Origin of the sequence: Nocardia barduliensis, from assembly GCF_013315795.1 — a bacterium.
GTDB classification, from domain to species: domain Bacteria; phylum Actinomycetota; class Actinomycetes; order Mycobacteriales; family Mycobacteriaceae; genus Nocardia; species Nocardia barduliensis.
Genome location: NZ_JABLTE010000154.1, coordinates 1 through 13,926 on the forward strand (window position 1 = coordinate 1; position 13,926 = coordinate 13,926).

Consider the following 13,926-nt stretch of genomic DNA (forward strand, 5'->3'; position numbering starts at 1 on the left):
CTGTCATGCCGGGGCCGGGGTGTAGTTCGAGGTCGAGCCGTGACCACAGCGCTGCGGCGGGCATTTCGTCGGGGAGGGGTCGCTGGTTCGCTGCGTCGGTGAGTAGTTCGGTGATGTCGTGGCCAGCGCGGTGGGCGGCGTCGATTTTGGTGGCGAGTGTCGGCCAGTAGGGGTCGGTGGTGAGGCGCGGGTCGAGCGATCGGGCCAGTGTGGCCCACGTGTTGGCTGGTGCCTGCGCGGCGCCCTGTGCGTTGGCGAGTCGGTCATCGAGGGTCTGTTGATATGCGCGTTCGAGGGCAGCGTATCGATGCGGCCCAGTGGGCCGTAGGTCGTGGTCGGGGATGTGCAGGCTGGCCCGCCACACCGCGAGTTCGGCGAGCAAGTGCGGGTCTGCCCCGATCAGGGCGTGTGCCCATCGTGGTGCGGTGGCGGGGGTCCAGGTGCGGGTGTCGTCGCGGATTTGGTGGGCGAGGGCGGTGACGACTCGTCGGCGTGCTTGCAGGTGTTCGGCGAAGGGTTCGGTGTGGAGTGTGGCGGGTAGGGCGCGTGCCCAGGGCAGTGGTCCGGGGTTGCTGGTGTGCGTTCCTGTGGGGTCGAGACGCCAGTCGAGGACCGCGGCTGGGTCGTCGGCGGTGTCGAGTTCCCGTGCCGCGGCTGCGGATTCCAGGGCGGTGACTGGGTCGCGTCCGGTCATCGCGATGACGGCGAGATGTTGGCGCAGCACCGGATAGGCGGGGCTGTCGGTGAGACGCGGACGCACCGTTTCGGCGGCGGTGTCGATACGGTGCAGGCCGTCGGGGCCGAGGGCGTGCTCGGCTGCGACGCCGAGCACGTCGAGGTAGACATCGAGCGCGCGTCCGATCCGCGAGTAGGGGTCGAGCGCATCGCGCAGTTGCGTGTGCGCGGATTTTCGCGCGCCGTCGCGGCCAAGTACGCGTACCAAGACTTCGACGGCGGTGCGTGGAAACACTGCTGGTTCGCTCCAGAAGGATGCTTCTGTGCCGTCTAATGCGGTCGGGACGTAGACGTGGTTGCCGTGTTTTCCGCGGGTCATCGCGACGTAGAACTGTTGCCGGGTTTCGGCTCCGGTGAGCGCGACATGACACGTATCCGTGGTAATTCCTTGCGCGGAATCGATCGTCGCCGCATAGCCGAGGCGCACATGGGCGCGCACATAGTCGGTGGGAAGGCGCACTCTTTCGCCTGCTTTGTCATCGCCAGTGCGGTGGCGTGTGGCGGTGATACTGCCGTCGTTGTGGACGTCGGTGATGGTCCAGCTGTAGCCGTTGCGCACCCAATCGTGGTCGCCGAGTCGCAGTCGCGGGTTGTTGCGGCGGGTGCGGATGGTGTCGCCCACCGATGCAGCGAGACCGTCGGCGAGGACGCATTCCGCACCGATATCGCCACCGATGCGCGTGATCCGGTCCGCGCGAGCACGCGCGTTCAACGCCGTCACGACCTCATGGGTGGCGGCGAGTATGAGGGTGTCGCGGCCGGCGAGGTGGTCGGTCACCCATGTGGTGTAGGCGTCGTCGTGGGTCGCGCCCTGATGTCCGGCGTGCACGCGAGCGTTGTCCAGGTACCAGCCCAGCGCGGCGGTATCACCTTCGCGTAACCGCAAACTCGCGGTGGCTTCACCCGCCGAGGCGAATCGGACCACCTGTGTCAGGGTCATCGTCTGGTGCGGTGTGGCGGCGCTGGCATCGGCTTCAGCGCCGCCGGCTTCGATCGCGGACAGCTGATGGTCGTCGCCGATACAGCGGACCGTCGCGCCACGCTCGGTGAGGAATTCCAGCAGGCGCAATCGTTTGCGGTTGCCGAGCTTGACGTGCTCGTCGACGATCACCAACGTGTCGCGGTCGATTCGCAGCGCCCATTCAGGCAGCAGTCGTGGCGTTTCTCGTTCCAGCATCGGGTCGATGGCGTATGGGATGTTCTGGTTCAAGACGTGGAGGAGCTTGTCGACGGTTTCCGTGCGGGCGCCGATCGACTGGCCCAGCACGGCGGCGGCCGACGCGGTCGGCGCTAGTCCGAGGACATTGCCGCCGCTGTGATGCCATGCGTCGGTCAGTACGCGCATGGCGGTAGTCTTCCCCGATCCCGCAGCAGCGTTGGCGGTCTGAACCTGCAAACCGGAGGTGGCGAAGCCTTCGATGACACCGATCTGTCCGGCGTTGAGCCGCCGATCCGGATTGGCGGCGTCGTGTTTCTGCACTGCGTCGGCGACCACTGCGGGTGCCAGTTGCCGACCGCCGGGCTGTACCGACAGTTCGATCAACCGCCGCTCGACCGACAAGGTGGCGTCGGTGGTGTAGAGCTGGCCGCCGGGCCGGGTGTAGACGCTCGCGCCGTCGCGGCGACGGAGTGGTGCAGGGATTACGCGCAGCACGGGCTCATCGGCGAGGTCTGGGTCCGGTTGTGGGGCCGATCTGGATGGTGAAAGTGCCTCGGAGACAACTGCCTCGGCGACCCGATCCCAGTCCGCGGCGGTGATGTGGCCGCGGATCTGGCGCTCCACTTCGGCGCGTATATTGGTGTGCCGCCACGTCGAGCGATGTTCGGACACCACTGCGATTGCCCGCTCCGCAGTGCGCGCTATCCACGCCGGCGATGGCGTAAGCCGTAGCGTTGGTGATGGATTCAGTACCGCAGTGAGCATTCCCGATAGGTGGTTTCGGCCGCCGAGCAGGGCAACAGCTTCGGCGTGCCATCTGTGGCGTTGCTCGGCTGGTGAGCGCGATTCGTGTTTGGCGCTGCGGGTTTCGAGTGTGGCCTGTTGGGCGAGGACGTACATTTCCGTGGCGGTCGGCTCGCGCGCGAAGCGGTGTTGGAAGTCGGCGGCGAGATCGCCGAGGCGGACTTTGATCGCCGCTTCGCGCTTCGACCATGCCTCGATCAACTGCGGTGATATGTCCACGACTTCACGCACCGACCGCTTGGACGGATCCGGGGTGGGGCGCTCGGTGAATTGCACGCCGACGAGAGTCTCCAGGTGATGTTCGAGGCGCGTGTTGTAGATCTCCGACACGGTGACCACGGACTGATAGAGCGCGCCGCCGTACAGGGTGCGCCAGCGTCCATCCAGAGTATGCACGCGGTTGGCGATCAGGACATGAGTGTGCAGGTCGGGATCACCCGCACGAGAGTCCCGGTGGGTGAAACGCGCGGCCACAATGCCTTCGACATCGACCTGGCGCACACCGTTGCGACCCAAGCGGGTGAATATCGCGTGCTGCTCCAACCACGTGAGAGCGTCATCGACCGCGGCCTGATGAGCGGCCTCGATCTTCTCCGCGATGCCGCGTGGCGCGAGTGCCCACAGCACCGATACCGACTTCACCGGCGAGAACGTGATGTCGAAACCGGCGACCGCGGTGGTGTTCGGGCGCGAGTTCCTCGCCACCCACCCCGACAACTCCCGCGCATCCATGGGTGCGCGACCGCGTTCCTCGGTGAACATTTCCGTCGCTACCATGCTGCGGATGCGCGCTCTTTCAGCGTCAGGAATGGCATCGTGTGGGTCCATTCCGTGCGTGGAATTGTGTCGTTCGAAGGCGTCCGCGCACCGTTTGCGAAATTCGGAATCATCGCGATAAAGGCGGAATGGGTTGCCCAAACGGGATGCATTATCGGCCGCGCGTGAAGCATCTTTGTGCTTGGCACCGAGTTGGATCTGCTGCACGTAGACCCGGTCTTCGATCAGGTCCGCATCGGGGTGACGACCCAGTCCGAACAGGGATTTCATCTGCGCCTCGGTCACTTCGGCGCACATATCCAGGCCGAGCGCGGCCAAGCCGCTGCCGTGCCAGTGCCCCGGGGATTCACCTCTCGCGGAGTAATAGTCGGCCAGGCTGGAACGGCCGCGCGATGTTGCATCATACGCGGCAACATTTCGCAGGTAGTACTGATAACCATTGCCTGCCACGACTTTATGAATGGTCGCGGTCACATACTCATCAAGCGCAGATCTCGCGGCTCTTGCCAAGGGGTATCTCTGCCCAAATTTTCCTCAAGCCGGACAAAAGCGCTGGTCGTTACCGAATCGTTATCCTCGATGGAAGAGGTGTGCTTGAAAAGGTATGGATGAGAGGTGTGGATGAATCGTGGATGGTGGAGGTGGGTGGTAGGGCGAAGGTGTGGATGGCTGGGGACAGATTGAAAGCGGTGCGGGCGATCAGTGACTACAGGGGACGGGCAGGGCTGCTGGGTGCCCGACTTCCCGGGCGGTCACGTCCGCCGGTGCTGCCGGGTGGGGACCGCCGCGAGCGGGTCGAGGTCGGGATCGAGGCTCAGTGCGGCGAGGGTGTGGCCGTAGCAGGGCTTGGGTGCGCACCAGCAGCCCAGCACGCGGGCGGCGAGTTCACCGCGACGCAGGCGAGCCCGAAGGTCGGGCCAGTCGGCTCGGTGTCGGGCGTGAGCGCGCAGCACGTCGTCGCGGTTGCCGTCGCGTCCGAGGACGAACGGGTTGCCCCAACTGCTGGTGCGGTCCACGGGCACGAACAGGTGGTGGCGGCGCGCCCACTCGATCAGGTGTCGGTGGCCGCTGGCGGCGCGCATCGACACCACGACCGACCGGCCGGTGGCCAAGGTCTGGGGAAGCTCGGTGATCGTGAGGCGCGCGGGGTCGGTGGGCCGCGCGGGGTGAGTCATGGCGAGTGGTCCTTCCGGTCGGAGGTGGTCGGATTGCGGATGCTGTTGCTCGGCACGGTTCGAGCACCCCGCGACCGGGGAACCGGCTATCGCTGCGGTACCGGGCAGGCCGGTGGGGTGGTGACGCGGGTCCATCCGGAGGACCGGCACGCGTAGTGGCGGTCGTCGAGGCCGACGAGGTCGCCGACCGAGAGGGACCGCAGTCCTGCCACTGCCCGCATCCCTTTGGCGTACCAGGTGTCGGTGTGGATCTGGTCGTCGTCGTGTTCGGGGTGATCGTTGAACGCGGCGAAGACACGTTCGAGCAGAACCTTGTCGGTGGCGGTGGTCGGGTCGACGCGCAGCACGAACTCGTAGGCAAGCGCTACTGGTGTGTGGGGCAGGTACCCGGTCAGCAGCGCGGTCGGGTCGGTGTTGAGGTAGACCCGGACTTGGGTCGGGCGGGGCGCGAGCGCGGCGCGCAGCGCGGCCAGGGTGCGACGTGCTCGGTGGGGGAGTCGGTGCACGGTGGCGCTCCTAATCGGATCGGGAGGTGGTGGACCGGTCCGCCGCAGGAGGTGACATCGCGGCGGACCGGCGAACACGGGATGGTGCCGAGCAGGGGTGGGTCAGGCCACCGCTGCGCTGCGGCGTCTGGTGGGTACGAGGCCGAGGTCGACGCGGCAGTCGGTGCAGTAGTTGTCGGCGTGGACGATGCCGTTTCGGGCGCAGGCGTCGCAGCGTCCGATGCGCTGCCCGGCTCCGAGCGCGGACCCGCCTCGGCGCGGCCGCCGCGCGGCGGGACGGGGTGCGGGTTCGGGCTGTTCGAGGTTCATCGCCATCCACAATCCCTGGATCCGGCCCGCACCGAAGGCCCGAGCTCGGTGGACGATGCCTCCTACTTCCTGTCGAAGATCGAACTGAAAAGGGGATCGTTCCCCACCATGGCGGCATGGCGTAAACGCCTTTTCATCGCCACCTCCTCCATCACCTCCGACGCCGCCGACTACTTCGGGCTGCCCCGCGAACGGACCGTGATCATGGGATCCCGGCTCGAGGTGTGACCCGGTGAAAGTCACGACATATCGGCGGTTGACCATCGACCGACGCCGGCAAACGCTTCGCCGTCAGCAGCGCGGAAAGCTATGGTGCGAGGTTGATGGTCAGCGTGGCCAGTTCGAGCGCTACCGCGCACGGGTCGGGCGTCGTGGGCTGGGAAAGGTTCCGCACTCGCCAGGTGATCGACCCGTTGACCGCCGCGGATACCTCGCAATGTCCCGGGTCTCGCGGGTTACGGACGTAGAACCCGGTGGCAGTGATCGTGGTCCCCAAGGCTTCTCTGATCACGGTGAGGTGTTCGGTCTCGTAGCCGGCTTGGCGGGCACGGTCCCACAACTGTTGCAGCGAGTCGACTTCGGTGAAAGTGAACGTCAGCTCGCTGTCTCCGGCGACCCTTGTCGCGTTCCACGTGCACACCGGTGGTGCGAGGTGGGCGGTGAGGGTATCGGCCTCGGCCGCCTGCCGGATCTGCTCATCGGTGATCGGTTTGCAGCGCGCGAAAGGATTGACCTCGGACGGGGGCGGCGCGTCCGAGGCGGGCTCCACCGAAGAACAGCCCGCCAGCACAACCGTCACAGCAATGGCGGCTACCGCAACACCACGCGGCGAGAACACGGCCACGGCCCTCCCCTCGTCCGGATCATCGAAGTCGTCCATGCCGCTCACCAGGCTACCGCCGCACCCGGCGTGCCGCGGGTTGTGGTGTTCGGCGACAGGGTGCGGGCCGCCACGAGCGTCCGGACCACCGGGCAGGTTTCGCACCAGCCGCTACCGCGGATTGCCCGTGCCGGGTGCCCGCCGCATCCTTCACAGCCACTGGTTACGGCGGAAGCTGATGAACAAGCCCGTGCAGATGGTGACGATCACGCCCAGCACCGCCGGATACCCCCAGACCTGACGCAGTTCGGGCATGTGATCGAAATTCATCCCGTAGATCCCGGCGATCATCGTGGGCACTGCGGCAATGGCGACGAGCGAAGAGATTTTCCGCATGTCGGTGTTCTGCTGAACGCTGATCTTGGCCAGCGCCGCGCTGATCAAAGCGCTCAACGACTCGTCGAAGTCATGGATGCGTTCGCCAACCGCGGTGTGGTGGTCGGCGACATCACGCAGGTACCGCCGGACCTCTTTGGGCAGCGGCATTTCCGGCTTACCGAGTGTCTCCAACGGCACCCCGAGCGGGTTGACTGCCCGCCGCAACTCGACAACCTCCCGCTTGAGCTGGTAGATCGACTCGATCGCGACCCGGCTGCGGGGAGTGAAGACTTCTTCCTCCATCGCCTCGACATCGAGCTCGACCGACTCCGTGACCTCGATATAGGAATCCACCACGTAGTCGGCTATGCCGTGCAGCACCGCACCGGGACCCAGCCGCAGCCGGTCGGGATCGGCTTCCAACTGCCGCCGCAGACCCGCCAGACCGGAGTGCTCACCGTGTCGCACCGCGACGAGGTAGTCGGGTGCGCAGAACACCAGCATCTCACCGGTCTCCACGATTTCGCTGACGCTGTGCAACTCATGCTCGAGGTAGGCGACCGTCCGCATCACCAACACCAACGTGTCGTCGTAGCGCTCGAGTTTCGGCCGCTGACGCCCCTTGACCGCGTCCTCCACCGCCAGCGGGTGCAGCCCGAACGTCTGCGCGATATCCGCCATCTGCGCCTGGTCTGGATCATGCAGCCCCACCCACACAAACCCCGCACCCCGCTGCCGCACCTCGGCCAGCGCCGCGGAATGGGTATAGCGCCCCGGCAGCCGATGCCCGTCCACATAAACCGCACAATCCACGATCGCTCGCGCGGTGGGGACAGGAATATGCGACATCGCCGCATGCGGGCGATGAGAACCACGAAACGACGGCAAGGGTGGAATGGACGGCACCGAACGATGTTACGGGCTATCTCCACCAGGCGCCTTTCAAGCCGATTCGTCCGGTCCCGCACCGGTCGGGTCGGTCTTCATGGAGGTGTCTCCGATAGGCGCTGTCGGCGTCGCCGCGCGCACCTCGGCATTCCCGTGTGGCATGGGTCGATGGTGGTGTGGATCTGCCTGCCCGAGGTGGCCGGGGACATGCAACGGGACTGGGCCGCCGGCAAGAGCTGCCGACGGCCCAGTCCGCATCACCATCACCCGTCAGACATAGATGAAGCTGAGGTCGTTACTCGTTCCTCCAGAGGTCGTCACGGTGAGTTGCACGGTTCCCGTCCCAGCGGGCGAGACGGCCGTGATTTGAGTGGGGGAGTCGACGGTGAACGAGGCCGCCGGTGTGGTGCCGAAGTCCACCGAGGTCGTTCCGGTCAGATCCGTACCGGTGATGACCACAGGCGTTCCACCTGCCTGCGGGCCTGTGTTCGGTACCGCCAAGGTGATGGCGGGGGCCGGGATATAGGCGAATGCGACGCCGTTGCTGGTTCCTCCCGCTGTTGTGGTGGTGATTTGGACGGTTCCGGTCCCCGCTGGTGCGACCGCGGTGATCTGGGTGGCGGAGTCGACGGTGAACGAGGTCGCCGGTGTGGCGCCGAAGTTCACCGCTGTGGCTCCGGTCAGGTCGGTTCCGGTGATGACGACGGTCGTTCCGCCCGCTTCCGGTCCGGTGTTCGGGACCGCCAGGGTGATGGCGGGTGCCGGTGTGTAGATGTAGGCGACGCCGTTGCTGGTTCCTCCTGAGGTGGTGGTGGTGATTTGCACGGTTCCGGTCCCTGCCGGGGCGACGGCCGTGATCTGCGTGGGCGAATCGACGGTGAACGAAGTCGCCGGTGTGGCACCGAAGTCCACCGCTGTGGCTCCCGTCAGACTCGTTCCTGTCAGGACGACTGTCGTTCCCCCTGCTTCCGCTCCGGTGCTGGGTACCGCCAGGGTGAGCGCCGGGGCCGGGATGTAGGTGAAGGCGACGCCGTTGCTGGTTCCTCCTGAGGTGGTGGTGGTGATTTGCACGGTTCCGGTCCCTGCCGGGGCGACGGCCGTGATCTGCGTGGGCGAATCGACGGTGAACGAAGTCGCCGGTGTGGCACCGAAGTCCACCGCTGTGGCTCCCGTCAGACCCGTTCCTGTCAGGACGACTGTCGTTCCCCCTGCTTCCGCTCCGGTGCTGGGTACCGCCAGGGTGAGCGCCGGGGCCGGGATGTAGGTGAAGGCGACGCCGTTGCTGGTTCCTCCTGAGGTTGTGGTGGTTATCTGCACGGTTCCGGTCCCTGCCGGGGCGACGGCCGTGATCTGCGTGGGCGAGTCGACGGTGAACGACGCTGCCGGTGTGGCACCGAAGTCCACCGCGGTAGCTCCGGTCAGATCCGTACCGGTGAGCACGACGGTCGTGCCGCCTGCCTCCGGTCCCGTTGTAGGTACCGCAGCGGTTACGGCGGGCGCCGGAATGTAGGTGTACGCGACGCCGTTACTGGTTCCACCCACGGTAGTGACGGTTGTCTGCACGGTCCCGGTTCCCGCCGGGGCGACGGCGGTCACCTGCGTGGCCGAGTCGACGGTGAACGAGGTCGCCGGTGTGGCACCGAAGTTCACCGCGGTGACACCGGTCAATGCCGTGCCGGTGAGCACGACTGTCGTACCACCCGACTCAGGGCCGGTGCTGGGCACCGCTGTGGCGAGGGTGGGCACATCGACGAAGGTGTAGATGACACCGTTGGTGGTTCCACCCGGCGTGGTCGCGGTGACCGCCACGATCCCGGTTCCCGCCGGGGCAGTGGCGGTGATCTGGGTGGGCGAATCGACGGTGAACGAGGTCGCCGGTGTGGCACCGAAGTTCACCGCGGTAGCTCCGGTCAGCGCTGTGCCGGTGAGCACGACCGTCGTACCGCCCGCTACCGAGCCCTGATTCGGCGCCACCGTGGTCAGAGCGGGTGCCGCGAAGTAGGTGAACGCGACGCCGTTACTGGTTCCACCCGCAGTGGTAACGGTGGCCTGCACGGCCCCGGTCCCGGCCGGGGTGACGGCGGTGATCTGGGTGTCGGAGTCGACGATGAACGACGTCGCCGGTGTGGCACCGAAGTTCACTGCCGAGGCCGTCGACAGCCCCGTCCCGGTGAGGACGACGATCGTCCCGCCCGAATCCGGGCCCACGTTCGGTACCACCGTGGTGAGGGCGGGTATCGGAACGTAGGTGTAGGCCAGGCCGTTGCTGGTTCCCCCCGGCGTGGTGGCGGTGACCTGAACGGTTCCGGTCCCCGCTGGGGTGACGGCGGTGATCTGGGTGGGGGAATCGACGGTGAACGAGGTCGCCGGGGTGGCGCCGAAGTTCACCGCGGTGGCTCCGGTCAAACCGGTGCCGGTGAGCACCACCGTCGTGCCGCCGGCCGCCGGACCCACGTTCGGCACCAGCGCGGTGAGCGCGGGTACCGGGATGTAGGTGTAGGCGACGCCGCTGCTGGTCCCACCCGGCGTGGTGACCGTGAGTTGCACTGTTCCCGTGCCTGCCGGGGCGATGGCGGTGATCTGGGTGGGCGAATCGACGCTGAACGAGGTCGCCGGTGTCGCACCGAAGCCGACCGCCGTCGCTCCCGTCAAACCCGATCCGGTGATGATCACCGTCGTGCCACCGGTAGCCGGACCTGTATTCGGCACCACCGTGGTCACCGCGGGCACCGGAATGTAGGTGAAGGACAGACCGTTACTGGTTCCGCCCGCGGTGGTGGCAGTGACCTGCACCGTCCCCGTTCCTGCCGGGGACACCGCAGTGATCTGGGTGGGCGAGTCGACGGTGAACGAGCTCGCCGGTGTGGCACCGAAGTTCACCGCGGTCGTTCCGGTCAATCCGGTGCCGGTGAGCACGACGGTCGTTCCACCTGCTTCGACACCGGCGTTCGGCACCAGCGTGGTGAGGGCAGGCACCGCCACATAGGTGAAGGCGACCCCGTTGGTGGTTCCACCGGGGGTGGTGGCGGTGACCTGCACCGTCCCGGTCCCCGCCGGCGCCACGGCGGTGATCTGGGTGGGCGAGTCGACGGTGAACGAGCTCGCCGGTGTAGCACCGAAGTTCACCGCCGTTGTTCCGGTCAGCGCGGTCCCGGTGAGCACCACCGTTGTTCCGCCGGTGACCGGACCGACGTTGGGCACCGCCGTTGCGAGAGCGGGCACCGCGACATAAGTGAAGCCGACACCGTTACTTGTTCCACCGGCGGTGGTGGCGGTGACCTGCACCGTCCCGGTCCCGGCGGGGGACACCGCGGTGATCTGGGTGTCGGAGTCGACGGTGAACGAGGTCGCCGGTGTGGCACCGAAGTTCACCGCCGTTGTTCCGGTCATCGCGGTTCCGGTGAGCACCACCGTTGTCCCACCGGTGACCGGACCCACGCTCGGAACGTCCGTCGTCAGGGTCGGCACCGCGACGTAGGTGAACGCGACACCGTTGCTGGTTCCGCCCGCTGTGGTGGCGGTGACCTGCACCGTCCCGGATCCGGCCGGGGAGACGGCGGTGATCTGGGTGGGGGAGTCGACGGTGAACGAGGTCGCCGGTGTGGCACCGAAGTTCACCGCCGTTGTTCCGGTCAGTCCGGTTCCGGTGAGCACCACCGTGGTTCCGCCGGTGACCGGACCGGTGCTCGGGACTGCGGTGGCGAGGGCGGGGACCGCGACGTAGGTGAACGCGACACCGTTGCTGGTTCCGCCCGCTGTGGTGGCGGTGACCTGCACCGTCCCGGTTCCGGCCGGGGAGACGGCGGTGATCTGGGTGGGGGAGTCGACGGTGAACGAGGTCGCCGGGGTGGCACCGAAGTTCACCGCTGTGGTTCCGGTCAGATTCGTGCCCGTGAGCACGACCGTCGTGCCGCCGGTGACCGGACCCACGCTCGGAACCACCGTGGTCAGAGCAGGCGCGGCAACGTAGGTGTAGGCGACGCCGTTACTGGTTCCACCCGCAGTGGTCACCGTCAGCTGCACGGTTCCCGTCCCTGCCGGGGAGACGGCGGTGATCTGGGTGGGGGAGTCGACGCTGAAGGAGGTCGCCGGTGTCGCACCGAAATTCACCGCTGTGGCTCCGGTCAGGTCCGTTCCGGTGATCACTACTGTCGTTCCGCCGAGCGCCGGGCCCGCATTCGGAACCACCGTGGCCACCGCAGGCACCGGAATGTAGGTGAAGGCCAGGCCGTTGGTGGTCCCGCCCGGGGTCGTGGCGGTGACTTGCACTGTCCCGGTTCCGGCCGGGGACACCGCGGTGATCTGGGTGTCGGAGTTGACGGTGAACGAGGTCGCCGGTGTGGCGCCGAAGTTCACCGCAGTGGTTCCGGTCAATCCGGTTCCGGTGAGCACGACCGTTGTTCCGCCGGTCACCGGACCGACGGTCGGAACCAGTGAGGCAAGGGTAGGTACCACTACATAGGTGAAGGCGACACCGTTACTTGTTCCACCAACGGTGATCACGGTGACCTGCACCGTCCCGGTTCCGGCAGGGACGACGGCGGTGATCTGCGTGTCCGAGTTGACGGTGAACGAAGCCGCCGGTGTGGCGCCGAAGTTCACCGCAGTGGCGCCGGTCAATCCGGTTCCGGTGAGCACGACCGTTGTTCCGCCGGTCACCGGACCGACATTCGGCACCACCGTGGCGAGGGCGGGAACCGCGACATAGGTGAAGCCGACGCCGTTACTCGTGCCGCCTGGACCGGTCGCGGTGATCTGCACCGTTCCCGCGACGCCCGCGGGAGCCACCGCGGTGATCTGGGTAGCCGAGTTGACCGTGAACGATGTCGCCGGTGTGGCGCCGAAGTTCACCGCGGTGGTACCGGTCAGGTTCGTGCCGGTGAGCACCACCGTGGTCCCGCCGGTGACCGGCCCGATGTTGGGCACCGCTGTGGTCAGGGTGGGCACCCCGACGTAGGTGAGCGGGACGCCGTTGGTGGTTCCTCCGGCGGTGGTGACCGTGACCTGCACGGTTCCGGTCCCGGCGGGGACGACGGCGGTGATCTGCGTGTCGGAGTTGACGATGAACGAGGTCGCAGGTGTGGCGCCGAAATTGACCGCGGTCGCCGTGGACAGGCCAGTGCCGGTGAGCACGACCGTGGTGCCGCCGGTCACCGGCGCCGTGTTGGGCGTGACGCCGGCCAGGCTGGGGACCCCGGCATAGGTGTAGGAGACGCCGTTGCTGGTTCCGCCCGAGCCGGTCACCGTGACCTGAACCGTGCCGGACCCGGGAGGCGCGATGGCCGTGATCTGGGAAGGTGAATTGACCGTGAAAACGGTTGCGGTATTCCCGAACCGCACCGTCAGCGGACCGGTGAATCCGCTACCGGTGATCGTGACGCTGTTGCCGCCCGACGCCGGACCCGCGGTGGGCGAGATCGAGGTGATGGTCGGGATCACGACATAGACGTAGGTGACCGGGTTGCTGGTGCCGCCCGGCCCGGTGACGGTGATCGACACGATCCCCGATCCGGGAGGCGCGACCGCGGTGATCTGATTGTCGGAGTTGACCGTGAACGACGTCGCCGGCGTGCTACCGAAATTCACCGCCGTGACTCCGGTCAGCCCGGATCCGGTGAGCGTGACCGTGGTTCCGCCCGCGGTGGAGCCTTGGCTGGGGTTGACGCTGCTCAACGATGGAACAGCGAGATAGGTATACGAGACGCCGTTGCTGGTCCCCGCTGCGGTGGTCACGGTGACCTGCACCGTGCCCGGCGAACCAGCCGGGGCGATGGCCGTGATCTGCGTGGGCGAGTTCATCGTGAAAGTCGTTGCGGTATTACCAAATCTGACGGTCGTGGGTCCGGTGAAACCGGTGCAGGTGATCGTCACACTGGTACCACCCGTGGTGGGCCCTGATGTGGGCGAAATGGAAGTGATCGTAGGCATGGCGATGCCTCCTGGTTGCCGTGGTGATCGTTCTCTGCACCGGGGGGCGCCCGACTGCTCAATGGCCCGGCTCCTTTCCATTGACACTCTTGAACAGGCACCGGGGCAACGAGTCTCGAATCCGTTTTCGTCCGTTTTCAAATCATCCGCGTCATAATGTCGATTGCGCAAAACGTAATCCGCTTGGTCACAACGTAACTGGTCAGCTGTACTTACCCGCGGCTCGGTGTCATCCCAGCTGAAAAGATCATCAACAGCGTCAACTCGCCCCATCGACGCCGCCCAGACCGGCGCGGCGAGTCGTGCCTCGACACAGACCGGGACTGTCGGAACAACGGCGGATTTGACCTTGGTCTGACTGGCCGGACCTGACGGTTCGGCGGGAAGGATCGAGCAGTGTCGGAGACACTCGACGCCGTGGCGAAGAAGGACGCGGCGGATACCAAG

General features: G+C 66.7%; 6 protein-coding genes and 1 pseudogene. 1 reads left to right on the forward strand and 6 read right to left on the reverse strand.

From position 1 onward, the window contains the following. The 3 genes from mobF to HOV91_RS35850 form a co-directional block, all read right to left on the reverse strand. Positions 1-3,949 (reverse strand): MobF family relaxase (gene mobF, locus HOV91_RS35840; protein ID WP_312884905.1); only part of this gene is annotated, 3,949 nt, incomplete at its 3' end. Positions 3,950-4,227: 278 nt separating this feature from the next. After that, complete coding sequence (locus tag HOV91_RS35845; protein WP_174189652.1) at positions 4,228-4,650, reverse strand: DUF4326 domain-containing protein; 423 nt, start codon at positions 4,648-4,650, stop codon at positions 4,228-4,230. Positions 4,651-4,736: 86 nt separating this feature from the next. Further along, a complete protein-coding gene (locus HOV91_RS35850; protein WP_174189653.1) occupies positions 4,737-5,156 on the reverse strand; it encodes a hypothetical protein in 420 nt (139 codons plus the stop codon). Positions 5,157-5,444: 288 nt separating this feature from the next. Between HOV91_RS35850 and HOV91_RS35855 the strand changes: the two are divergent. Beyond that, positions 5,445-5,693, forward strand: a pseudogene (locus HOV91_RS35855) (KUP/HAK/KT family potassium transporter); the annotation flags it as partial. A gap of 79 nt (positions 5,694-5,772) precedes the next feature. Here HOV91_RS35855 and HOV91_RS35860 read toward each other — a convergent pair. From HOV91_RS35860 to HOV91_RS35870, 3 genes are all read right to left on the reverse strand, one after another. Continuing rightward, on the reverse strand, positions 5,773-6,345 hold the full coding sequence (locus HOV91_RS35860) for a DUF3558 family protein (protein WP_174189654.1): 573 nt from the start codon (positions 6,343-6,345) through the stop codon (positions 5,773-5,775). A 150-nt stretch (positions 6,346-6,495) separates the two neighbouring features. After that, positions 6,496-7,512: a magnesium and cobalt transport protein CorA gene (locus HOV91_RS35865; protein ID WP_174189655.1), complete on the reverse strand. Its 1,017-nt coding sequence runs from the start codon at positions 7,510-7,512 to the stop codon at positions 6,496-6,498. A gap of 309 nt (positions 7,513-7,821) precedes the next feature. Continuing rightward, a complete protein-coding gene (locus HOV91_RS35870) occupies positions 7,822-13,752 on the reverse strand; it encodes an IPT/TIG domain-containing protein (protein WP_312884906.1) in 5,931 nt (1,976 codons plus the stop codon). Between the last annotated feature and the right edge of the window lie 174 nt (positions 13,753-13,926).